The sequence below is a fragment of the Ruminococcus sp. AF17-1AC genome, assembly GCF_003461385.1.
Classification (GTDB): domain Bacteria; phylum Bacillota; class Clostridia; order Oscillospirales; family Ruminococcaceae; genus Hominimerdicola; species Hominimerdicola aceti.
This window is the reverse complement of the sequence record NZ_QTWZ01000010.1, coordinates 68591-90485: the sequence shown is the minus strand read 5'-3', so window position 1 is coordinate 90485 and position 21895 is coordinate 68591. Positions and strand designations below refer to the sequence as shown.

Here is a 21895-nt window from a genome sequence, read left to right as displayed (position 1 = left end):
AAAATGCAATGAAATATGGAGGAATAATTTTGGGTAAGCTTGAAGATGAGATCAAACGCCGCCGTACTTTTGCGATAATTTCCCACCCTGACGCAGGTAAAACAACTCTTACGGAAAAATTTCTGCTCTATGGTGGTGCGATAGCTCAGGCAGGTGCTGTAAAAGGTAAAAAGAACTCCCGCCATGCTGTTTCAGACTGGATGGAAATAGAAAAACAAAGAGGTATCTCTGTTACTTCTTCTGTTATGCAGTTTCAGTATAAAAATTATTGTATAAATATCCTGGATACTCCCGGACATCAGGACTTCTCTGAGGATACCTACCGTACTCTTATGGCTGCAGACTCAGCCGTAATGGTAATAGACGCTTCAAAGGGTGTGGAAAATCAGACCAGAAAGCTTTTCAAGGTCTGCGTTATGCGCCATATCCCTATATTTACTTTCGTAAATAAAATGGATCGTGAGTCGAGAAATCCTTTCGATCTTATGGAGCAGATAGAGTCTGAGCTTGGTATCCAGACCTATCCTGTGAACTGGCCTATCGGCTCGGGCAAAGAGTTTAAGGGCGTTTATGACAGAGATAAAAAGCATATAATCTCTTTTGAGGCAAGCGGTGGACAGCATCAGGTGGCAGCTACAGAAGTCGACCTCTCCGACCCGTCACTTGACAGCCTTATCGGCGAGGATCTCCACTCAACTCTCTGCGATGATATCGAGCTTCTCGATGGCGCAAGCTATGAGTTCGATATTGAAAAGGTGAGAAAGGGTGAGCTTTCGCCTGTGTTCTTTGGCTCTGCTCTTACAAACTTCGGCGTTGAGCCGTTTTTGGAAAACTTCCTCGAAATGACAACTTCTCCTACTCCGAGAAATTCTTCTGCCGGTATCATAGATCCGTTCGACCCTGAGTTCTCGGCTTTCGTGTTCAAAATTCAGGCGAATATGAACAAGGCTCACCGTGATCGTATCACATTCCTGCGTATCTGCTCAGGCAAGTTCGATAAGGATATGGAAGTTCTCCACGTTCAGGGCAATAAAAAACTCAGACTTTCTCAGCCTCAGCAGATAATGGCTCAGGAAAGAGAGATAATCGACGAAGCCTATGCAGGAGATATAATCGGTGTGTTTGACCCAGGTATCTTCGCTATCGGTGATACGATCTGCTCGCCAAAGAAAAAGTTCGAGTTCGAGTCTATCCCGACCTTTGCACCTGAGCATTTTATGAGAGTCCGTCAGAAGGATACCCTCAAGAGAAAGCAGTTCGTAAAGGGTACAACACAGATCGCACAAGAGGGTGCTATCCAGATCTTCCATGAGCCTGACAGCGGTATGGAAGAAGTTATCGTGGGCGTTGTGGGCGTTCTTCAGCTTGAAGTTTTTGAATACAGAATGAAAAATGAGTACAACGTTGACCTCTTCAAAGAGGGTCTGCCTTATTCTTATATCCGCTGGATAGATAACAAGGATATCGACCCTAAGACATTGAAGCTTTCAAGTGACACAAAGCTTGTCAAGGACTTCCGTGACAACTATCTGCTTCTTTTCACAAGCGAGTGGAATATCCGCTGGGCTCTTGAAAGAAACGATGGTCTTGAGCTTTCAGAATTTAACAGAGGCGACCTGCAATAATACAACATTGCTAAATACCCTTTCCTAAAAAGTGATAAACTGACTAAAGTGTGTGCTTTGGTCAGTTTTTTTCTTGACTTTTTATTTGATATATGTTATATATTAAGTAGATATATGTATGAAATATTAAGTAGATATATGTATGAAAACTATTTTGTGGGGTGATATGTATGATAAAAAAGATAAGTGCGGCGGCAATTGCGGTCATTATGTCAGCGAGCATGATGTTCACTACAGCTTCGGCAGACGCTTCCTATGTTCTTGATAAGGACGCAGGAGAAGACTTCGTCAATTTCATAGACGGCAAGCTGCCTGATATTTTAAAGAGTATGGACAGTGTTGCAGACGGCGATAAGATCTACTTCGACTATGGCTCATGGTTCATGGATCTGGATTTTGACGGTGTGCCTGAGTTTATAATAGGCGGCGAAATGGCTGACGGCGACAGACATTATTCTATTCTTACCAAGGACGGCAAGGAGATAAAGATAGATGACACTGTTGCAAACGGACAGTATTTTCCGGGATTTATGGGCTTTGATTATATGCCTTACAGAGATCTTTATACAGGGGAGGTATCATATTTTTCAAGTAACGATAAGATAAAAACTATGACCTTTGACCCTGAAAAAGGCGTTACTGAAAAGGAGCTTTGCTCGGAAGAATACGATTTGGAAACTGACAGCACTGTTTACAAAACAGACGGCAAAGAGGTCAGCGAGAGCGAGTATTATAACTATAAATCCACCCTCAGCAGATTTATCCCTCTTGAAGTGGAAAATACAGAGCTGACATCAGATGAAACTGCACAGGCTGACGCTGATAAGCTTCTGGAAATGTATAACGAGTATAACTGCGTTGTCATGACGGCGGAGAACACAAAGGACGATATGATAAGCGTAATAGTCGAGGTGTTCGATCTTCTTAAAGAGATAATGGCTGACGCTCCTTATGAAATTGCTAGTGATGTTGATTGGAGCTATAACAGTTGGTTTGAGGATTTAAACTTTGACGGCGTTCCTGACTTTGTTATCGGCGGTATTGCAGACCTCTTAGATGAAGGTACTGCTTTAAGGCTTTATGACGTTATCGGTATGGGCAATGCAGGCTTTTTGGCGGATACCAATGTGTCGAACGACCATGGCGACGGTGAGAACGGCTTCGGATTCAAGCCTTATGTAAACAAGCAGACTGGCGAAAAAACATATCTCTCAGAGGATAGATATGCAGAGGACGGCAAGGAGCATTACGCAGTGAGAAAGCTTTTTAGCTGTCTTGGTGAATGTCTCACCGCTGATATCTGCACCGCAGAATATGACAGCAAAAAAGGCGTGACTTCATACACCATCGAGGGAAAGGAAGCCACATCAGAGGAGTTTCAGGCGTATCTTGCAAAGCTTAACAGCGACTATGATGAGCTTTCTGTAACAATAAGCACCATGGGCGAAAACAAAGTCCCTAATAATGAAGGCACCCTTGCAGAGTCATATGACGATTATAAGCTTGGGGACGTTGTGGGCGGAGCAAGCTTTACATATGTAGAAAAGAAGAACACTTCAAATGATATCTCTATCCCTGACAAAACAGCAGGCTCTCAGGCTTCAAAGAATTATAATACCGATTCGTCAACAAATCCGTCAACAGGTGCGGCGGCAGGCGTTACAGCCGCAATAATAGCCGCTGGAGCAGGTTTGGCGATATGTGCAAAGCGTAAAAAGAAATAGTCTTTTCAGCCTAATATATGCAGAGGTGAACAGCGTTCACCCGTATATTGGCATATTATCTGCGTGCTGAATATTTTATCACCGTACCCTCTCGTGGTGCGGTGATTTTTTTGGCATAAGCCGTCCTTTGTCCGCATAACTTGTACAAAGGACAAAAACTAGGAGGGCGGATATATGTTCAGAAGATTGCAGAATATTTTGTGCTGTGTGGTGATAGCAGGCTTTGCGGCAGTGTGCTGGTATGGCAAAAACAACGGCGAAGCCGTCATGACAGGTGGGGCGGTGAAAACGACCATGGATAAGCCTGTGGTGGTCATCGACCCAGGTCACGGTGGTGTGGACGGAGGCTGTGTATCCGTTGACGGCACGCCTGAAAAGGGGATAAACCTTGCGGTGGCGGAAAGTCTCCGTGACGGTCTGAAGCTTCTCGGCTATGATGTTGTTTGCACCCGTGAAAGCGATATCTCTATCTATGACAAAGGCACAGAGGGGCTTGGGGAGCAGAAAAAGTCCGATATGAAAAACCGCCTTGCCATATTCTCGAAATATTCCGAGGGCATATCAGTTTCCATACACCAAAATCAGTTTACCGACAGCCGCTACAGCGGTGCGCAGATGTTCTATTCTAAAGACAATGCCGAGGGTGAAAAGCTTGCGGAAGTGATGCAAAAGCAGTTCGTTTCCCTTTTACAGCCTGACAATACCAGAGAAACTAAGCCGGTAGGCGACGAGCTTTATCTGCTTAATAATACCAAAAATCCTGCGGTTATGATAGAGTGCGGTTTTCTTTCAAACCCTGAGGAGGCTCAGAAATTGGAGAATGAGGACTATCAGCGTCAGGTGGCGTTTACAGTGCTGACAGGTATCAGCGAATACAGGCTAATGCAGAAATAGTCCATTGGTACGGCGGCGGTGAGAAAACACTGTCCGTCGTTTTTTGTTTGTAAAACGTCACATAAATTGCTTGACTTTTAAAAGGGGATATTGTATAATATAATAGTGTATTTATAGCATAGTATATTTTTTAACTTTTTCCTGTCATAAATTCTGGCAGGAGAATAAATAAAGGTGGATTGAAACATGGGATTATTTGATAAAATATTCGGCAACTATTCTAAAAAAGAGCTTGCCAAGATCGAGCCTATAAAGAATAAGGTACTCGAGCTTGAAAGTAAGTATGCCGATATGTCTGACGAGGAGCTGGGCGGACAGACTGCCATTCTGAGAGGCAGGCTGGACGAGCTTTCAACTCTTGATGACGTTCTTCCTGACGCTCTTGCGGTTTGCCGTGAAGCTGCGTTCAGAGTGCTTGGCAAAAAGCCTTACCCTGTTCAGATAATCGGTGCTATCGTTCTTCATCAGGGACGTATCGCCGAAATGAAAACAGGTGAAGGTAAAACTCTCGTTGCCTGTCTGGCGGCTTATGCTAACTCCCTTACAGGAAAGGGCGTTCACGTTGTAACAGTAAATGACTATCTTGCTAAGTTCCAGTCTGAGGAAATGGGCAAGGTGTTCCACTTCCTGAACACTTCTATCGGTGTTGTGCTTACGGGCATGAACAAGGAGCAGAAGAGGGAAGCTTATAACGCTGATATTACATATGGTACAAATAACGAGTTCGGATTTGATTATCTCCGTGACAACATGGTTATCTATAAGAAAGATAAGGTTCAGAGAGAGCACGCTTTCGCTATCGTGGACGAGGTGGACTCTATCCTCATAGACGAAGCAAGAACTCCGCTTATCATTTCAGGTCAGGGCGACAAGTCAACAAAGCTTTATTCACTTGCCGACAGATTTGCAAAGACCCTGAAGCCTGTTACAGTTGTTGAAATGGACGATAAGGCAGATAACGACCTTCTGGACGGCGACTATATCATCGACGAAAAGGCTAAGACCGCAACTCTTACAAAGAGCGGTGTTAAGAAAGCGGAAAAGGCGTTCAACGTTATAAACCTTATGGACGCTGACAATATGACCCTTGCCCACCACATCAATCAGGCTATCAAGGCAAACGGCGTTATGAAAAAGGATATCGACTACGTTGTTAAGGACGGAGAAGTTCTTATCGTAGACGAGTTCACAGGCCGTATCATGCAGGGCAGACGTTTCAATGACGGTCTGCATCAGGCTATCGAAGCAAAAGAGGGCGTTGAGATAGCAAGAGAGTCAAAGACTATCGCTACTATCACATATCAGAACTACTTCCGTCTGTATGGCAAGCTGTCAGGTATGACAGGTACTGCTCTTACTGAGGAGGACGAGTTCAGAGAGATCTATAAGCTCGACGTTATCGAGATACCGACAAACAAGCCTGTTATCAGAATTGACCACCCGGACGTTGTTTTCAAAACAGAAAAGGGCAAGTTCAACGCTGTTATCGAGCAGGTGATAGAGTGCCATAAAAAGGGACAGCCTGTTCTTGTTGGTACTGTTTCCGTTGAGAAGTCAGAGTATCTTTCAAGACTGCTGAAAAATAAGGGCATCAAGCATGAAGTGCTTAATGCCAAGCACCATGACCGTGAGGCTATGATAGTTGCACAGGCAGGTAAATACGGTGCAGTTACTATCGCTACCAACATGGCAGGACGTGGTACTGATATCATGCTTGGCGGTAATGCTGAGTATAAGTCCCTTGCAGACCTCCAGAAAATGGGCTATTCTGAGGAAGTGGCTGTCGAGGCAGCAGGCTTCTCAAACACTCAGGACGAAGAAGTTCTGGCTGCGAGAGCAGAGTATAAGAAGCTCTATGCAAAGTATTCTGACGAGGTAAAGGAGCTTGCAGAAAAGGTTAGAGAAGCAGGCGGACTTTATATCATCGGTACAGAAAGACACGAGTCAAGACGTATCGACAATCAGCTGAGAGGACGTTCAGGCCGTCAGGGCGATCCTGGCGAAAGCACATTCTTCCTTTCCCTTGAAGACGACCTTATGAGAATTTTCGGCGGCGAGAGAATAACAGCCATGATGGACACTCTTAAAGTTGACGAGAATACTCCTATCCAGTCAAAAATGCTCACAGGTGTTATCGAGTCCTCACAGAAGAAGATAGAGGGCAGAAACTTCAACATCAGAAAGAACGTCCTTAACTACGACGACGTTATGAACACACAGCGTGAGATAATCTATAAGCAAAGACAGCAGGTGCTTGACGGAGAAGATCTCCATGACAACATTCTCGGCATGATAAAGGAGTTTGTTGAGGATTCCGTAAATATGTATATCACTGACGAGGACGTTCAGGATAACTGGAACCTGCAGGGTCTTAAGGACAGACTTATGGGCATAATCACAGTTGAGGACGACTTCAACTATACCCCACAGGAGCTTGACGAGATAACAAAGAAGGATATCGTTGACCTTCTTGAAGACAGAGCTTTGAAGATATACGCAAAGCGTGAGGAAGACTTGGGTCAGGAACTTCTCCATGAGATAGAGAGAGTCGTTTTGCTTAAAGTTGTGGATACAAAGTGGATGGCTCATATCGACGATATGGACGAGCTGAAAAAGGGTATCGGTCTGCGTTCATACGGTCAGAAAAACCCAGTAGTCGAGTATCGTATGGAAGGTATGGATATGTTCGACGATATGGTAGCTTCTATCCGTGAGGATACTGTAAGAATGTTGTTCACCATTCAGGTAAGGAAGAACAGCGCCGCTCCAAAGAGAGAGGACGTTCTCAAGCCGGGCGAGCATCATAACATGACCGTAAGAAAGGCTAAGAAGCCGGGCAGGAACGATCTTTGCCCATGCGGAAGCGGCAAGAAGTATAAGAACTGCTGCGGTGCCGGAAACGGTGTACAGGCTGACGAAGCCGAGCAGGCAGAGAATAGCTCTGACAGTTCTGAAAAATAAAAACAATATGCAGGACGGTGAAAACAGCCGTCCTGTTTTGGATATAAGAATAATAGGAGTGTAGTGAAATGTCAACAGCATTTAAAAGCGCAGATATACTTCTGCCTAAGAACGCCGATATGTCAAAATGGGCAGTAGTTGCCTGCGACCAGTATACCTCTGAGCCTGAGTATTGGGCTGACGTGGAAAAGATAACAGAGGGTGCAAAAAGCGCACTTAACCTTATCCTGCCTGAGGTCTATCTGGAGGACGATAACGTTGATGAAAGAATAGTCGACATACATAAGAATATGGACAGCTATATCAGCGAGGGCGTTTTTGAAGAGTATAAGGACGCTATGATATACGTTGAAAGAACACAGTCTGACGGAAAGGTCAGAGCGGGCATTGTTGGCGCTATCGACCTTGAAGAGTATGACTACCGCAAAGGCTCGAAGTCTGCCGTAAGAGCAACAGAAGCCACAGTTGTGGAGAGAATACCGCCTAGAATAAAGGTAAGACGTGGCGCACCTGTTGAGCTGCCGCATATCATGATACTCGTTGACGATACAGAAAAAAGCGTTGTTGAGCCGCTTGAAGCTCACAAGGGAGAAATGAAAAAACTCTATGACTTTGACCTTATGAAAAAGGGTGGTCATATCGCAGGCTATCTTATTGACAAGCCTATGCAGGAAAAGATAATAGCCGCACTTGAAAAGCTTGGTGATATCGACGCTTTCAATACAAAGTATGGTCTTAAGGAAACTTCACCGCTCGTTTACGCTATGGGTGACGGCAACCATTCTCTTGCTACTGCAAAGGAATTTTATGAGGAACAGAAGAGAGAGAACCCTCATAAGGACATGAGCGATGCTCTTTGCAGATATGCCCTTGTGGAGATAGTGAACCTTCATTCGCCTGCACTTGAATTTGAAGCTATCCATAGAATAGTTACAGACGTTGATACAAAGGCTCTTATGAGCGAAATGACAGCGGCTCTTGAGCTTTCTGAGGAAAAGGCAGAGCAGGCAATAGTTGTCTGCGACAACGGCGAGGAAAAGACTCTCTATATACATAAGCCGACTTCAAAGCTCACTGTTGGCTCATTGCAGAATTTCCTTGACAGCTATATCAAGGAAAAAGGCGGCAAGGTGGACTATATCCACGGTGCAGAGGTCATAAGAGAACTTTCCGCAAAGGAAAATTCCATAGGCTTTATGCTCCCTGACATGGGCAAGGAAGAGCTTTTCCCTACAGTTATCGTTGACGGCGCACTGCCAAGAAAAACGTTCTCCATGGGTCATGCCGAGGATAAGAGATTTTATGTTGAGGCAAGGAAAATATTGAAATAGAAAAATTAAAGAAATGTTGAAATAGAAAAATCGTAGACAATATATTTTAAAAGGAGTTTTTACGATGATAATTGAAGAAGTCAAAAAGGAACTTACAGGACATATCATTCCCTTCTGGAATAAGCTGAGAGATGATGAGAACGGTGGATTTTACGGCTTTATGAGCTATGACCTCAAGCTGGATAAGCAGGCTGATAAGGGCGTTATCCTCCACGCAAGAATACTTTGGTTCTATTCAAAAGCGTATATCACTCTGGGCGATAAGACACTTCTTGACAACGCACGCCACGCTTACGAGTTTATCAAAAACCACTGTATCGACTATGAGTACGGCGGAGTTTATTGGATGATGAACTATAAGGGCGAGCCTGCCGACACTATGAAGCATACATACAACATCGCATTTGCTATCTATGCACTGTCATGCTACTATAACGCAAGCGGAGATAAAGAAGCTCTTGAGCTTGCATATAAGCTTTTCCACGACATCGAGAACAACACTCTCGATGAGTACGGCTACAGAGAAGCTTTCGACAGACAGTGGAACTTGGTATCAAATGACGCTCTTTCTGAGAATGGCTTGCATGCTGATAAGACAATGAACGCTATCCTCCACCTTATCGAAGCTTATACCGAGCTTTATAAGGCAGACCACAACGAGGAAGTTGCTAAAAGGCTTAAATTTCAGCTTGGTCAGATGAGAGATATTGTTTATACTCCTGAAACAAACGCACTGAAAGTTTTCTTTGACACAAAGTTCGACCTTGTGGGAGATATCCATTCATTTGGTCACGATATCGAAGCAACATGGCTCATGGATCTTGCCTGCGATACTTTGGGGGACGAGGAGCTTAAAAAGCAGTTTGCTGAAATGGATCTTAAGATCTCTCATAACATTCAGAATATCGCCCTTGATAACGGCGCACTGAACAACGAGCGTGAGAACGATAAGATAGACAAGAAGCGTGTATGGTGGGTAGAGGCAGAGTCTGTTGTTGGCTTCATCAACGCTTATCAGCACAGCGGAGAAAAGAAGTTCCTTGAAAGTGCAAGAAGTGTGTGGGAGTATATCAAGGCTGAGATAATCGACAAGAGAGAAGGCTCAGAGTGGTATGCCGAGGTTTCCTATGACCATAAACCCCACGATTGGAAAGAGATAGTAGGTCCATGGAAATGCCCATATCATAACGGCAGAATGTGCATGGAGGTCATCAATAGAGGCGTGGACTTTTGATGTTCAAGTATGAAACACACCTGCATACCGCCGAGGGAAGCGCCTGTGCCTCTGCAAGCGGAGCAGAGCAGGCAAGGCGTTATAAAGCCCTAGGCTATGACGGGATCATCGTCACCGACCACTTTTTCAACGGCAACTGTGCTGTCACCAACTTTGACAGTTGGGAGGACAGAGTGAACAGGTTCTGCAAGGGCTATGAGAATGCCAAAGAAGTGGGTGACAAGATAGGTCTGAAAGTGTTTTTCGGACTGGAGTATTCCTACTTCGGTGCAGACCTTTTGACCTATGGTATCGACAAGGACTTCCTCCTTGCTAACGATAACCTTAGCGACATAAGCTTCTATCAGTTTGCTGACAGAGTGCATAAAGCAGGGGGCGTGTTAGTCCATGCCCACCCTTTTCGTGAGGCAGATTGGTATATCCATGAAATAAAGCTCCTGCCGAAATGGATAGACGGCGTTGAGGTCTATAACAGTGGCAATGGCAAAGAGGTCTATAATCAGCGTGCAAAATGGTATGCCGAACAGTTCGGCTTTAAGCAAACAGGCGGTACGGATAATCACCACCTGTGGGTGGAGGACAGCCGTATCAGCGGTGTTGCAACTGACGAGCCTATCAATTCCATAGAAGATTATATAGAATTTCTCCGTGACGGAAAGCTTACCCCGATAATTCCGGAAAAGCCGGCTGAAACATAAAACATAAATAAAAACTTCAATGACGTTTTTTCGCCATTGAAGTTTTTTTACTATGAAATTTTGCTTTCATTTACCGAAACATCGTCGGAATAAGATTCCGATTCAGCGGCAGAATCGTCGGGAACACGAATGTAAGTTTCATCGGCGACAAATGTGTTTTCATCAACATAATTAAATGCTAAAGCGAAAGCATTTTCATGTTTTCCATAGTCAAATTCAATTAGTATCTGATCTCTTGCTTCGTGATAGGTTTTAATAGTATATGTTCTGGTTTCAGACCACATTTTTATCGTATCCTGCTTTGCGGTCTCGTCATAAAACGTAAACAGCTTATTGCAAAGATATTCCGAATCTCCGCTGTATTTCAGAGTGTTGTTTTCTCCTATTATAAAATAATCTTTGCTTGTATCTCCGTTTGGATAATATTTTCCCATATTCAGCGTTGGTTCCTGATAGGTATCGTCATGGGGACAGCTGTAGTTAAAGGTATTTATCCCGCTTTCATCATCTTCAGGTTCATCAGAAGAAACTATGTTCTTTATGCCAAAATACCAAAAACAAAATATAAATGCAACGGCAACAATTACCCATATTATTATACCAACGTGTTTAGCTTTCATAGTTGTACCCCCATATAATTTTCAAATTAAATACCCTATGTTTAAATTATACATTTTGTAATCATGAATGTCAATGTGCAATATGAATAACAAAAAACAAATTTTGTATATATAGTCACATTTCAACAGAACTTTGTGCGTTTATCTAATTTTATCATTCCTATTGACAAATCCACATTAATGAGCTAAAATATAAATGTTATTATTTTATATGGTGAGAAAGGAAAACCAAAATATGAAAATCAAAAGACTACTTGCGGCAGTGCTTTCCCTTGCAATGGGCGTATCAATGATGACGGCCTGCGGCAGTTCGGACAGCTCCTCAAAGGCTGAGAACGATTCCTCAGCTACAGAAAATACTCAGAAGCATACCAATGACCCTATGACAGTGACCACTGCAAAAGACCTTGTGGCTCAGATGAAAGTGGGCTGGAATCTTGGCAATACCATGGACGCCACAGGCGGCTCAGGTCTTGACGCTGAAACCTCCTGGGGAAATGTGGAAACCACAAAATTGATGATAGACCAGGTCAAGGACGCAGGCTTCAACGTGTTCAGACTTCCTGTTTCATGGGGTACTCACATGGACGAGAACTATACAGTTGACGAAGCATGGATGAACAGAGTTCAGGAAATAGTTGATTACGGTATCGACAACGGAATGTTCGTTATCCTCAACACCCACCACGAAGAGTGGTATATGCCTAAGAAAGACCGTGCCGATAAGGATATAGAGCAGCTCAAAGCCCTTTGGAAACAGATATGCGACAGATTTCAGGGTTATGACGAGCACCTGATCTTCGAGGGCGTGAACGAGCCTAGACTTAGAGGCGAGGGCAACGAGTGGATAGGCGACGCTGAGTCAAGAGAGGTCGTAAATCAGTACGCAAAGGCATTCGTTGAAACTGTCCGTGCTTCCGGTGGAAACAACCCTAACAGATGTATAATGGTAACACCATATGCTGCTTCATCATCAAAACAGAACATGGAAGCTTTGGAAGTTCCGCAGGGCGACGATAAGATAATAGTTTCTATCCACGCTTATCTTCCATATTCATTCGCTCTCGATACCGCAGGCACAGACCAGTATACAAGTATCGACTCTTCTATCACAACACTCTTTACTGATATCAATGAAGTGTTCCTCAGCAAGGGAATACCTGTAATAATCGGTGAGTTCGGCTCTGTAAACAAGGATAATACAGAAGCAAGAGTTCAGTGCGTAAAGGATTATCTCAGCACTGCAAAGCAGTATGGCGTACCATGCTGTTGGTGGGATAACGGAACAAGAATAGGAAACGGCGAGAACTTCGGACTTCTCAACAGATCCGAAGGCGGCTGGTATTTCCCTGAAATAATTGACGCTATCATGGGAACAGTAAATAGCTAAAAAAATCAAGGACGGAAGCGATTCCGTCCTTTTTTTGTGCGCAAATTATGTGCAATTTTTGTGGGGCGAATTGATATCTTGCGAGCGGTGGGCAATCTTGCGGTAAACGGGCGAACGCTGTTCGCCCCTACAAAAATTTATATTATTATCGTTTTTTATCAATAAATTTATGTAGGGGCGCGGCGCAATTTTTTTGTGTAGGGGACGGCGCCCTCGACGTCCCGCCACTCTCGTTCGTTTCAATCACAAACTGTTTTGTTCATTAAACGCCACAAAAAAAGGACGACCCCAAGTCGTCCTTTTTCATATCTATTCCCCTGAAAGAATCTTTTTCATTGCAATATGCGGACAATATTCGTCCTTGTAAACATCACCATATGCCCTGTAGCCAAGTTTCTCGTAAAATTGCTGTACTCTCGTTTGAGCCGATAAGCCGACTTCCTTGTAGCCCACTTTTTCAGCCTGCTTTTCAAGGGCTTCCACTACCATTCTGCCAAGGTCTCTGCCACGATATGCCTTTCTCACGCAGATACGTCCAATGTGCGCTTCGCCATTTTCGTCAAACAGCCTGCCTGTTGCAATGGGATATCCTCCTGTGTAGATAACAGCATGATAAGCCTCAGTGTCGATATCGTCAAATTCGTTCACAAAGCCCTGCTCCTCAACGAATACCTGCTGTCGTATGAGTATGGCGTCTGCGTTGTTTGCAAGCCCTTTTGCGATCTTTATGGTGTAATTATCCATTATATCAGCCCCCAAGACGTATCATTTCGTCGATACATCTTCTTGCAGAGGTTATCTCCTCGTCTGTCATCTTTATCTCAAAACCGCCGCCGTTGCCAATGCCCTCGCAAGTCTTGTAAACGTCCATAAGGGTCGTGAGCTTCATGTTAGGACAAAGTATCTTCTTTGAGAGTATGTAAAACTCCTTCTCAGGGAATCTGTACTGCAAATGCTCAGCAATAGATATCTCAGTGCCTATGATGAACTCCTTTGCGTCAGACTCAGCCGCAAAATTCATTATGCCAGAAGTCGAACCAACATAATCAGCCATTTCGCTTACAGCAGGGATACACTCAGGGTGACAAAGCACCAGTGCATCAGGGTGAGCCGTCTTAGCCGCTATCATGTCAGCCTTTGTTACCGACGCATGAACAGGACATCCGCCCTGCAAAAGCTTTATATCCTTTTCAGGACAGGCTTTTTTTACGAATGCACCAAGATTGCAGTCAGGAATGAACAGTATCTTGTCAGCGTCCATGTTCTTTACTATCTTCACCGCAGACGAGGAAGTAACGCAAACGTCGCAAACCCTCTTGAGTGCGGCTGTGGTGTTTATGTAGCATACTACCTTTCTGTCAGGCTCCTGCGCCTTTATCATTTCTATCATCTCAGGTTCCATTTGCTCTGCCATTGGACAGCCTGCCGATGGATTTGCAAGATATACGTTCTTGTCAGGGTTGAGCATTTTTGCCGCCTCAGCCATAAAATGCACTCCGCACATAAGTATGTTTTTGTTTGAGACCTTCTGCGCCTCAACGCTTAGCTTGTATGAATCACCCGTAATATCTGCTACCTCCACTATCTCCTTAGCCTGATAGCTGTGCGCAAGTATACAAATATCGTTTTCTTTCTTTAACTGAAGAATTTTTTCCTGTACATCCTTAATCATATCCAGATCATGCCTTTCGACCTTTGAAAAGCATATCCTCCTTTCGGTGTTTCGGCATTTGCCGAAAGATTTATACCATATTATTATAGTATGATATAGGCATTTTGTCAAGGGCATTTGTACCAGAACAAGCCATGCACTTGACAAATTCATCAACAGGGTGTATAATCAACAGTGTTGACAATCAACCGCCTTGACATTTGGAGGAATAACAATGAACGATAAAACAGCCCAGCGTTTTGGAGAAGTTTTCAGACGATTTTTTGAAACAGGATATATGGACGACCTTGCAGAGCTTTTTCAGGGCGAAAGCAAAGTGATAGTCTATCTCAGCACAGCCGAGGGCATAGTCTACCCCTCAGATATAAGCCGTGACCTTATGATATCACGTCAGCGTGTGACCTCTGTTCTCAGCACAATGGAGAAAAAAGGCTTTGTCAGCCTTGTGCGTGACCCTGAGGATAAACGCCGTGTGCAGGTGAAACTGCTCCCAAAAGGTGAAAAATCCATTGAAGAAAAGCGGCAGCGTCTTGAAAAATATTTCACCGTGTTTGTTGACGCTTTGGGAGAAGAAAATCTTCATATGCTCCTTGACAGCTCAGAAAAAGCTGTTGCGGCACTTGAACATACAATGAAAGGCAGCTCTCAGAAAGTCTGAGGTGCGGAAAGGAAACTGCTATGAACATTTATAACGAATTTAGAAAAACGGCAATAAACCGCTATAGCAAGACCGCTCTCGTGATGATGAATGACGAGGGTGAAACAAAGGAATATACATTCGGACAAACTTTGCAGCAGGCTGATGCTTTTTGCAGCCGCCTTAAAGCCATGGGCGTTGTGGCAGGGGATAGGGTCTGTATCGCCTCTGAGGGCAGACCTGAGTGGAATATCGCATTTCTCGCCTGTGCAAAGCTAAATGCCACAGCCGTCCTTCTGGATTATTCACTTCCTGCGGCAGAGCTTGTCGCACTGGTGAAAAAGTCACAGCCCGTGTGCGTTGTCGCTTCTCAAAAGGCGGCAAAGAAGCTTACAAGCGTGAAAAATATCCCAGTTCTCGATATCCAAAACCAGCTTGACAGACTTGACGGTTCAGGGAAAAATATACTCCGCCAAGGTGAAGTAGGCGATCCTGATATCGCAGTGATAATCTTTTCAAGCGGTACGACAAGGACAGCCTCAGGCATAATGCACACCCACGATTCTCAGATAAATTCCTGCAAAATGGTCTGCGAGTGCAACGGCATAACCGATAACGAACGCTATCTCGGAATACTGCCAAACAGCCATATCTACGGACTTTTTGCACAGGTCTTAGCCCCTCTCCTCACAGGCGGAACAGTGTGCTTTATTGAGTCTCTCTCCGCAAATGGTCTTTCCGCAGGCTTCCAAAACTTCAAGCCTACAGTTTTCCCGGGCGTGCCAAAGGTCTATGAGCTTTTAAAAACCCAGATAATGCAGCAGATCAACGGGGGCAAAGTATCTTCAGCACTTTTCAAGAAAATGTTTCCTGTTGCACTTCATCAGCGTAAGATCTACGGCATAAACAGCGGCAAAAAGATCTTCGCAAAGATACACAAAGCCTTGGGCGGTGAGCTTAGATTTCTCTGCTCCGCAGGCTCGCCGATGTCAAAGGATACATTTGATTTCTTCTATGGCACAGGCTTTAATATTGTGAACAACTACGGTGCGACCGAAACGAGCATACCAACTATCGGCACATATGGCAAGCACGTCTATGCTGACACCTGCGGCAAGCCATATCCTGATATAAAAGTTAAAATCGACCGCAGCGGTGAGCTTCTCATAAAGTCACCTTATATGATGATAGGCTACTATGGCGACAAAAAGTCCACAGATGAAGCTTTCAATCCTGACGGCTGGTTCAAGTCAGGCGACCTTGCAAAGTTCGATAAGCATAAAAATATTGTCATTCTCGGCAGATGCAAAGAAAATATCGTACTATCCACAGGCAAAAAAGCCGCCCCTGACGATATCGAACAGGTTTATAGGGGCATCGAGAGCGTTGACGAGCTTGTGGTCTGCGGAGTGCCTGCGAAAGAGGGAAGCTATGACGAGGTGCACGCCTTTGTGGTCTGTGCTGAGGATAAGCGTGAGCAGACGGAAGAAAAGCTAAAAGAGATAAGCTCCTCCGCAGGTCAGGCAATGAAGCTAAGCGGCATACATTTTGTGGATTCTATACCAAGAACGGCTATCGGCAAGCCAAAGCGTTATCTGCTGAAGAAAATGGTCATGGAGGATGACCTTGACAGCCTTACAAAGCAGGCGAAAAATAGTATCGACCCGTCGGATATCCCGTCAATGGTGAGAAACGCCGTGGCAAAAATAGCACACGTTCAGCCGAATGAAGTCAAGCTCAGTACAAAATTTTTGCAGGAGTTCACCATAGACTCCCTCTCAGCTATCGAGCTTGCATTGGAGATAGAGGAGTTCAGTGGTGTGCGTGTTGACGGCTGTATGGATAAGAACATGACAGTGGGCAAGCTTATCTCCCTCGTTCAAAACCCAAACCGCATAAAGCCCCAGACAGTGAAATCAATGCTCTATCCTCTGGACAAGAAAAAGATAGACTATCGTATTTACCGCTTTTACAGAAATCTTGTGACAGCCTTCTATGAGGTCAAGGTCGCAAACGAGGAAAATCTACCTGATAAGGACGGCTATATAATCTGTGCAAATCACGTTTCAAACTTCGATTTTATCTTCCTCACCCTGAATTTCAGATACGAGCGTTTTGCAAAATTCTGCTGTATGGCGAAAAAAGAGCTTTTTAACGGCAGTTTAGCCAGCCGACTTATTGTAAGAGTAGGCGGTATGGTGCCTGTTGACAGGGGCGGAAGAGTAGATGAAACAATGGCGGCTCTGCGTAAAAAGCTTGGTCAGAAATGGGGTGTGCTGGTTCACCCGGAGGGTACAAGAAGCAAAACCGGTGAAATGGGCAAGTTCAAAAGCGGTGCAGCCGTTCTTGCTATCGAAGCCAATGTACCTATAGTACCAGCCTACATCAAAGGCGGACACGAGATATTCCCGCCAGACAGAAAGCTCCCAAGGCTTTTCAACTGGAAGCGTCTTAGCAAATATAAGGTCAAAGTCGTTTACGGCGAACCGATATATCCAAACGGGGAAAGCCCTGAGGAACTTATGGCGAAAGTCCGTGATTCTGTTCTTGCCTTGAAAAACGAAGAGAACTGATTTAAAGTGAGGAGTGAGGAATGACAAATGAGGAATTAGGAATTAGGAATGAGGAATGAGGAATTAGCATAGCTGTAGTTTGAGATACTCCAAGAGGTAAGTTAATAAGAACGTTGGTGAGTTAATTGTGCGAACGCAGTTCGCAATAAAAAAATCATCGCCGCAGGCGATACCTTCATTCCTCACTCCTCATTCCTCACTCCTCACTCTTTCCGTTTGACAAGTCGCAAAATATGTAGTATAATGTATTAATACGCTGATACGGTGACGTGTTATCGTAATATTTTGTTAAGGAATGAATATTTATGACTTTTGAGGAAGTAAAAAAGGTCACGGAGATCCTGCTGGAGTTCCTGCCTAATACCCTGAAGCTTTTTGCATGGACTATCGTGCTATCCATACCTGTGGGAGTGCTTGTGACAATGCTGAAAAAATGCCGCTTCAAGCCTATCTCGTGGCTGACAAATCTCTATATACTTGTCATGCGTGGCACGCCGCTCATGCTTCAGATAATCGCTATCTACTATGCAGTGCCGCTTATTATCGCAAGCGCCGCAAAGCAGGGCAAAACAGGCGGTGTATATGACGTGCTTACCAATATAAAAAACAACGAGAACTATATGTTTATCGCCCTTGTTACGGCATTTGTCCTTAACTATGCGGCTTATTTTGCAGAGATATTCAGAGGCGGTATCGAGGCTATCCCAAAGGGTCAGTACGAAGCGGCTTCAATGCTCGGCATGACAAAAATGCAGACATTTTTTAGGATAATTCTGCCGCAGGTCACAAAGCGTGTTATCCCTGCCACATCGAATGAGGTCATCGTCCTTGTAAAGGATACCTCTCTCGCAAACGTTATCGCATTTGCTGAGATAACAATGAAGGCAAAACAGCAGATGAACCTGTATAGCTCAATAACACCGCTTTTTATCGCAGGCGCATTCTATTTTGTGCTCAACGCTATCGTGACGGTAGCATTTGCCGTTATAGAAAAGAAATTCGACTATTATAAATAAGGAGAACTCATATGGCTATTCTTGAAGTGAAAAATATTTCCAAAAGCTTTGACAGCCTTAGGGTGCTCAAAGATATTTCTTTTAACGTTGAGGTGGGCGAGGTAGTCGCAATAATAGGTCCGTCGGGCAGCGGTAAATCAACGCTTCTGCGCTGTATAAACCAGCTTGAAAAAGCAGACGGCGGAGAGATAAACGTTGACGGCGTGAATATGTTCCGAACGGAAAACGGCAAAGCGGTGTACGCTCCTTCTAAAACGCTGAGAGATATTAGGCTGAAGATCGGTTTGGTGTTCCAAAACTTCAACCTTTTTCCGCACTTTTCTGTAAATCAGAATATAATGGAAGCCCCTCTCCATGTCCTTAAACAGCCAAAAGCCGAGGCAAAAGCCAACTGTGAGGAGCTTCTGAAAAAAATGGGACTCGAAACTAAAGGCAAGTCTTATCCATGCGAGCTTTCAGGCGGTCAGCAGCAGCGTGTATCTATTGCAAGAGCATTGGCTTTGAAACCGCAGATACTTTTCTTTGACGAGCCGACCTCCGCCCTTGACCCTGAGCTTACAGGGGAGATATTAAAGGTAATAAAAGAGCTTGCCAAAGAGAAAATGACCATGGTTATCGTCACCCATGAAATGGCATTTGCCCGTGATGTGGCAAACCATGTTATCTTTATGGACGATGGCTATATCGTGGAGGAGGGTACTCCGGAGGAAGTTTTCGGTCAGACGCAAAACGAAAGAACCAAGCAGTTCTTGCAGAGATTCAATGACAGATAGGACTGACAATTGTTGTAAAAAGCAAGAAATGATAACGTTTTCTGTGATTAATGCACAAAAGAAGTGTGACAATATTGTTAGAAATTTCAACACTTTTTGGAATAAAAAACGTGAAAACCCCTTGATTTTAGGGAAAAAGTCTGCTATAATAAGACTAGAATTGAATGACAATTCATAAAACTATATTCATATGGAGGAGATTAACGATGAAAATTTCTAAGATTCTCGCTGGTATGTCAGCAGCAGCTATCGTAGCTTCTATGGCAATGATCCCAGCATCAGCAGCAGGCACAAAGCTCAACGTAAGCGATGACCTTCTTGCAATCGGCAGACAGACTCAGGATGACCTTTTCGCAATTTTCTTTAGAGGCGATGATTCTGAGGGCAACGTAGTTAAGGACGGTATCACTGATATCACAGCTGTTTACGGTGCATCTTTCACTATCAAGGTTGACAACAACGACTGGAACACAATCGGCGGCGGCGGATCCATCAACTTCAACGACACAAAGAACGGCTGGAACGCTAAGGATTGGGCTGGCGGCTCTTGGGTTGACGATGAGAAGCCAAAGGACACACTCTGCTACACAACAGACGAGGAAGGTACATACGTTCTTGAGTACAAGAGCGAGACACCTCTCTTTGACGCAGTTGACGATGAGGAAAAGGGTTATGCAGCAGTTGGTATCAACAACTGGGCAGCTGACCTTAAGGGCATCGACGTTGTAGGCGTTAAGGTTCTTGGCGCTGACGGCAATGCTATCTACGAGGCTGGTTCTAACAAGGACAAGAAGGAAGTTCAGAAGAAGCCAGTAGCTGAGGAGTCAAGCTCTAAAACTGATTCAACAGCTTCAGGCACAGATTCTAAGACTGACTCCAAGAAGGACGATTCTAAGACATCTTCTGCAGCAGCTACTTCAACAGCAGCTACATCTTCAAAGGCTGGCACAACAAGCACAGCAGCTACTTCTTCAGCAGCAGCTTCTGACAAAACAGCAGCTACAGGCGCAACAGCTGGTCTTGCACTCGCTGGCGTAGCACTTGCTGGTGCAGCTATCGTTATCTCTAAGAGAAAGTAATCTCTCACAGATAACACACTTGAATAAGTGAATTTATACAGAGCTTTCTGTCATTCGGAAGGCTCTGTTTTTTTGTTCGTTTGTGTAACCTGCACTAATTTGTAAACGATTTCTGTGCAAAACATATGAAATCATGCGCTTAAATTGTGCAAATAGTATATTGAAAATATGTGACAATTGTGTTATAATACAAAAGTAAATATAGGTCAGGCTATGTGTATAGCATGACAATTAAACGGAGGTTATTAAAATGAAAAAGTTTTTAGCTTGCGCTCTTGCACTTACACTTACAAGTGCTATGTTCGCTTCTTGCGGCAGCTCTGATGATTCTTCTTCATCAAAGGCTGAGGCAAAAACTACTACAACAACTACAGCTGCTACAACAACAGAGGCTACTACAACAACAGCTGCTCCTGAGTCAACAGCTGATTCAACAGCCGCTTCCGGCACAGAGTCTGAGGGTGAGGCTGCAAAGGATATTTCCGAAATGCCAGCTACTCTGAAGAACTATGAAGAGGCTTCTGTATATTTCAAGAAGGATATGGACGTTGCTTCTATCGTTGAACCTTTCGCTGAGAAGGATTACGAGAACGATGAGTCTCATGTAAATCTCTCTATTGAGGAACTTGCAGGTGTTCCAATGCTCAAGGTCGAGGTTCTCGATCAGGATAATGGCAACTACAAGATCCCTAAGATCAAGTTCCACATGGAGAAGTTCTTTGAGGGTCATGAAGCTGATCTTGAGAAGATCTTCACTATCAAGGCTGACGTAGTTACAAAGGCAGTTGGCGAGTTCACTGGTGACGACGGCACAAAATCACTCGTTCCTGGTAACTTCATGGGCGCATTCGTTACACAGCCTACAACAGGTGAAGGCGAAAACAGCTGGAACGACCTCTATGACTTCGGCGAGGCTGAGTGGACATCTGAGTGGGGTTCCTATGAGCTTACAATGAGACCTGGTATCAAGGACGGTGCTACATTTGTAAACTCAACTGAACCACAGTATGTTTCACTTATGAGATGGGGCATTCCAAACCAAGCTGATTTCTACATTGCTGACCTCAGATTTGAGGACGAGGACGGTAACGTTATCGCTTGCGCAAACTTTGGTAAATAATTCATTTCCATACATAAGAAAGGTGCAGATTTTCTCTGCACCTTTTTTTATGTGAATTTTACGCTTACCTCCCCTGATATCTTCAAGCTTTTTACCTTTCCGCCATTGATTTTAGCCGAAAAATCCTGCCCTTTTATCTGACCCGTGGCGGTGATTTCTCCCTTGTCATTTTTGAGATACGTCACGCCTTTCTGCGAAATAAGCTTGTCAAGCACAGCGGCGGTCATTGTTACAGCGGAGCTTTCGGGAATGTTTCCTCGGTCAGTTTCGTAGGTCAAACCCTTGTATTCAAGTCGTGCGCTTTCTCCTGAGCAGGTTATCACCATACCGCTGACAGTTTCTGGCGCAGTTATCTCACACTCCCACATATCTGCGCCCCCACGGGTGAAGCTTGCGACGTATTCCGTGCCGTCAATGGTGAATTCAGCCGGTGTCTTGTAATCCTCTGCCAGCTTTACGGGTTTGACTTCGGTGCTTTCACCGCATGAGCATAAGCCCATTACCGCCAAAATCGTGAGAAAAAATGCCTTTGTTCTTTTCATTTTGCC

18 protein-coding genes are annotated in these 21895 nt (G+C 44.4%); 14 read left to right on the top strand and 4 right to left on the bottom strand.

Going from position 1 to position 21895, the window contains the following annotated elements:
* Positions 1-29 precede the first annotated feature (29 nt).
* From DWW81_RS08390 to DWW81_RS08360, 7 genes are all read left to right on the top strand, one after another.
* Positions 30-1625, top strand: a complete 1596-nt coding sequence (locus DWW81_RS08390; protein WP_117897349.1) for a peptide chain release factor 3 — start codon at positions 30-32, stop codon at positions 1623-1625.
* Positions 1626-1795: 170 nt separating this feature from the next.
* Positions 1796-3349: an NPXTG-anchored protein gene (locus DWW81_RS08385; RefSeq protein ID WP_117897348.1), complete on the top strand. Its 1554-nt coding sequence runs from the start codon at positions 1796-1798 to the stop codon at positions 3347-3349.
* Positions 3350-3523: 174 nt separating this feature from the next.
* Positions 3524-4243, top strand: coding sequence for an N-acetylmuramoyl-L-alanine amidase (locus DWW81_RS08380; RefSeq protein WP_117897347.1), 720 nt, complete (start codon positions 3524-3526; stop codon positions 4241-4243).
* Positions 4244-4429: 186 nt separating this feature from the next.
* Positions 4430-7204 carry a preprotein translocase subunit SecA gene (secA, locus tag DWW81_RS08375; RefSeq protein WP_117897346.1) on the top strand — a complete coding sequence of 925 codons (2775 nt, stop codon included), beginning with the start codon at positions 4430-4432 and terminating at the stop codon, positions 7202-7204.
* Between the two features lie 68 nt (positions 7205-7272).
* Positions 7273-8535: a DUF1015 domain-containing protein gene (locus DWW81_RS08370; protein WP_117897345.1), complete on the top strand. Its 1263-nt coding sequence runs from the start codon at positions 7273-7275 to the stop codon at positions 8533-8535.
* Between the two features lie 64 nt (positions 8536-8599).
* Entirely contained in the window at positions 8600-9769 is a 1170-nt protein-coding gene (locus tag DWW81_RS08365) for an AGE family epimerase/isomerase (RefSeq protein ID WP_041337365.1), read from the top strand.
* A complete protein-coding gene (locus DWW81_RS08360; protein WP_117897344.1) occupies positions 9769-10467 on the top strand; it encodes a PHP domain-containing protein in 699 nt (232 codons plus the stop codon). Before DWW81_RS08365 ends, DWW81_RS08360 begins: the two co-directional genes overlap by 1 nt.
* Before the next feature lie 50 nt (positions 10468-10517).
* Here the strand turns inward: DWW81_RS08360 and DWW81_RS08355 are convergent, their stop codons facing one another.
* Positions 10518-11087 (bottom strand): hypothetical protein, encoded by a 570-nt coding sequence (locus tag DWW81_RS08355; RefSeq protein ID WP_117897343.1) that lies wholly within the window; start codon positions 11085-11087, stop codon positions 10518-10520.
* A gap of 235 nt (positions 11088-11322) precedes the next feature.
* On the opposite strand from DWW81_RS08355, the gene DWW81_RS08350 reads away from it, so the two are divergent.
* A complete protein-coding gene (locus tag DWW81_RS08350; RefSeq protein WP_117897342.1) occupies positions 11323-12477 on the top strand; it encodes a glycoside hydrolase family 5 protein in 1155 nt (384 codons plus the stop codon).
* Between the two features lie 309 nt (positions 12478-12786).
* On the opposite strand, the gene DWW81_RS08345 is transcribed toward DWW81_RS08350, so the two are convergent.
* Both DWW81_RS08345 and nadA read right to left on the bottom strand, forming a co-directional pair.
* Positions 12787-13221: a GNAT family N-acetyltransferase gene (locus tag DWW81_RS08345; RefSeq protein WP_117897341.1), complete on the bottom strand. Its 435-nt coding sequence runs from the start codon at positions 13219-13221 to the stop codon at positions 12787-12789.
* A gap of 4 nt (positions 13222-13225) precedes the next feature.
* Positions 13226-14149 carry a quinolinate synthase NadA gene (gene nadA, locus DWW81_RS08340; RefSeq protein WP_117897340.1) on the bottom strand — a complete coding sequence of 308 codons (924 nt, stop codon included), beginning with the start codon at positions 14147-14149 and terminating at the stop codon, positions 13226-13228.
* Positions 14150-14363: 214 nt separating this feature from the next.
* Here nadA and DWW81_RS08335 point away from each other — a divergent pair, with 214 nt between their 5' ends.
* The 6 genes from DWW81_RS08335 to DWW81_RS08305 all read left to right on the top strand — a co-directional run bounded on the left by DWW81_RS08335 (position 14364) and on the right by DWW81_RS08305 (position 21347).
* Complete coding sequence (locus DWW81_RS08335; RefSeq protein WP_117897339.1) at positions 14364-14807, top strand: MarR family transcriptional regulator; 444 nt, start codon at positions 14364-14366, stop codon at positions 14805-14807.
* 20 nt (positions 14808-14827) lie between these two features.
* Positions 14828-17359, top strand: a complete 2532-nt coding sequence (locus DWW81_RS08330) for an AMP-binding protein (protein ID WP_117897338.1) — start codon at positions 14828-14830, stop codon at positions 17357-17359.
* A gap of 305 nt (positions 17360-17664) precedes the next feature.
* Positions 17665-18375 carry an amino acid ABC transporter permease gene (locus DWW81_RS08325; RefSeq protein WP_041337372.1) on the top strand — a complete coding sequence of 237 codons (711 nt, stop codon included), beginning with the start codon at positions 17665-17667 and terminating at the stop codon, positions 18373-18375.
* 11 nt (positions 18376-18386) lie between these two features.
* Positions 18387-19148 carry an amino acid ABC transporter ATP-binding protein gene (locus DWW81_RS08320; protein ID WP_117897337.1) on the top strand — a complete coding sequence of 254 codons (762 nt, stop codon included), beginning with the start codon at positions 18387-18389 and terminating at the stop codon, positions 19146-19148.
* A 206-nt stretch (positions 19149-19354) separates the two neighbouring features.
* Complete coding sequence (locus tag DWW81_RS08310; protein WP_117897336.1) at positions 19355-20227, top strand: NPXTG-anchored protein; 873 nt, start codon at positions 19355-19357, stop codon at positions 20225-20227.
* Positions 20228-20477: 250 nt separating this feature from the next.
* Complete coding sequence (locus DWW81_RS08305; protein ID WP_117897335.1) at positions 20478-21347, top strand: hypothetical protein; 870 nt, start codon at positions 20478-20480, stop codon at positions 21345-21347.
* A gap of 47 nt (positions 21348-21394) precedes the next feature.
* Here DWW81_RS08305 and DWW81_RS08300 read toward each other — a convergent pair whose 3' ends face one another.
* A complete protein-coding gene (locus tag DWW81_RS08300) occupies positions 21395-21889 on the bottom strand; it encodes a hypothetical protein (protein WP_147338973.1) in 495 nt (164 codons plus the stop codon).
* Positions 21890-21895 lie beyond the last annotated feature (6 nt).

Excerpts from the sequence above, each read along its gene's own strand:
- DWW81_RS08385 (WP_117897348.1), top strand. The coding sequence starts at position 1,796 with ATGATAAAAAAGATAAGTGCGGCGGCAATTGCGGTCATTATGTCAGCG.
- DWW81_RS08380 (WP_117897347.1), top strand. The coding sequence starts at position 3,524 with ATGTTCAGAAGATTGCAGAATATTTTGTGCTGTGTGGTGATAGCAGGC.
- secA (WP_117897346.1), top strand. The coding sequence starts at position 4,430 with ATGGGATTATTTGATAAAATATTCGGCAACTATTCTAAAAAAGAGCTT.
- DWW81_RS08370 (WP_117897345.1), top strand. The coding sequence starts at position 7,273 with ATGTCAACAGCATTTAAAAGCGCAGATATACTTCTGCCTAAGAACGCC.
- DWW81_RS08365 (WP_041337365.1), top strand. The coding sequence starts at position 8,600 with ATGATAATTGAAGAAGTCAAAAAGGAACTTACAGGACATATCATTCCC.
- DWW81_RS08360 (WP_117897344.1), top strand. The coding sequence starts at position 9,769 with ATGTTCAAGTATGAAACACACCTGCATACCGCCGAGGGAAGCGCCTGT.
- DWW81_RS08355 (WP_117897343.1), bottom strand. The coding sequence starts at position 11,087 with ATGAAAGCTAAACACGTTGGTATAATAATATGGGTAATTGTTGCCGTT.
- DWW81_RS08350 (WP_117897342.1), top strand. The coding sequence starts at position 11,323 with ATGAAAATCAAAAGACTACTTGCGGCAGTGCTTTCCCTTGCAATGGGC.
- DWW81_RS08345 (WP_117897341.1), bottom strand. The coding sequence starts at position 13,221 with ATGGATAATTACACCATAAAGATCGCAAAAGGGCTTGCAAACAACGCA.
- nadA (WP_117897340.1), bottom strand. The coding sequence starts at position 14,149 with ATGATTAAGGATGTACAGGAAAAAATTCTTCAGTTAAAGAAAGAAAAC.
- DWW81_RS08335 (WP_117897339.1), top strand. The coding sequence starts at position 14,364 with ATGAACGATAAAACAGCCCAGCGTTTTGGAGAAGTTTTCAGACGATTT.
- DWW81_RS08330 (WP_117897338.1), top strand. The coding sequence starts at position 14,828 with ATGAACATTTATAACGAATTTAGAAAAACGGCAATAAACCGCTATAGC.
- DWW81_RS08325 (WP_041337372.1), top strand. The coding sequence starts at position 17,665 with ATGACTTTTGAGGAAGTAAAAAAGGTCACGGAGATCCTGCTGGAGTTC.
- DWW81_RS08320 (WP_117897337.1), top strand. The coding sequence starts at position 18,387 with ATGGCTATTCTTGAAGTGAAAAATATTTCCAAAAGCTTTGACAGCCTT.
- DWW81_RS08310 (WP_117897336.1), top strand. The coding sequence starts at position 19,355 with ATGAAAATTTCTAAGATTCTCGCTGGTATGTCAGCAGCAGCTATCGTA.
- DWW81_RS08305 (WP_117897335.1), top strand. The coding sequence starts at position 20,478 with ATGAAAAAGTTTTTAGCTTGCGCTCTTGCACTTACACTTACAAGTGCT.
- DWW81_RS08300 (WP_147338973.1), bottom strand. The coding sequence starts at position 21,889 with ATGAAAAGAACAAAGGCATTTTTTCTCACGATTTTGGCGGTAATGGGC.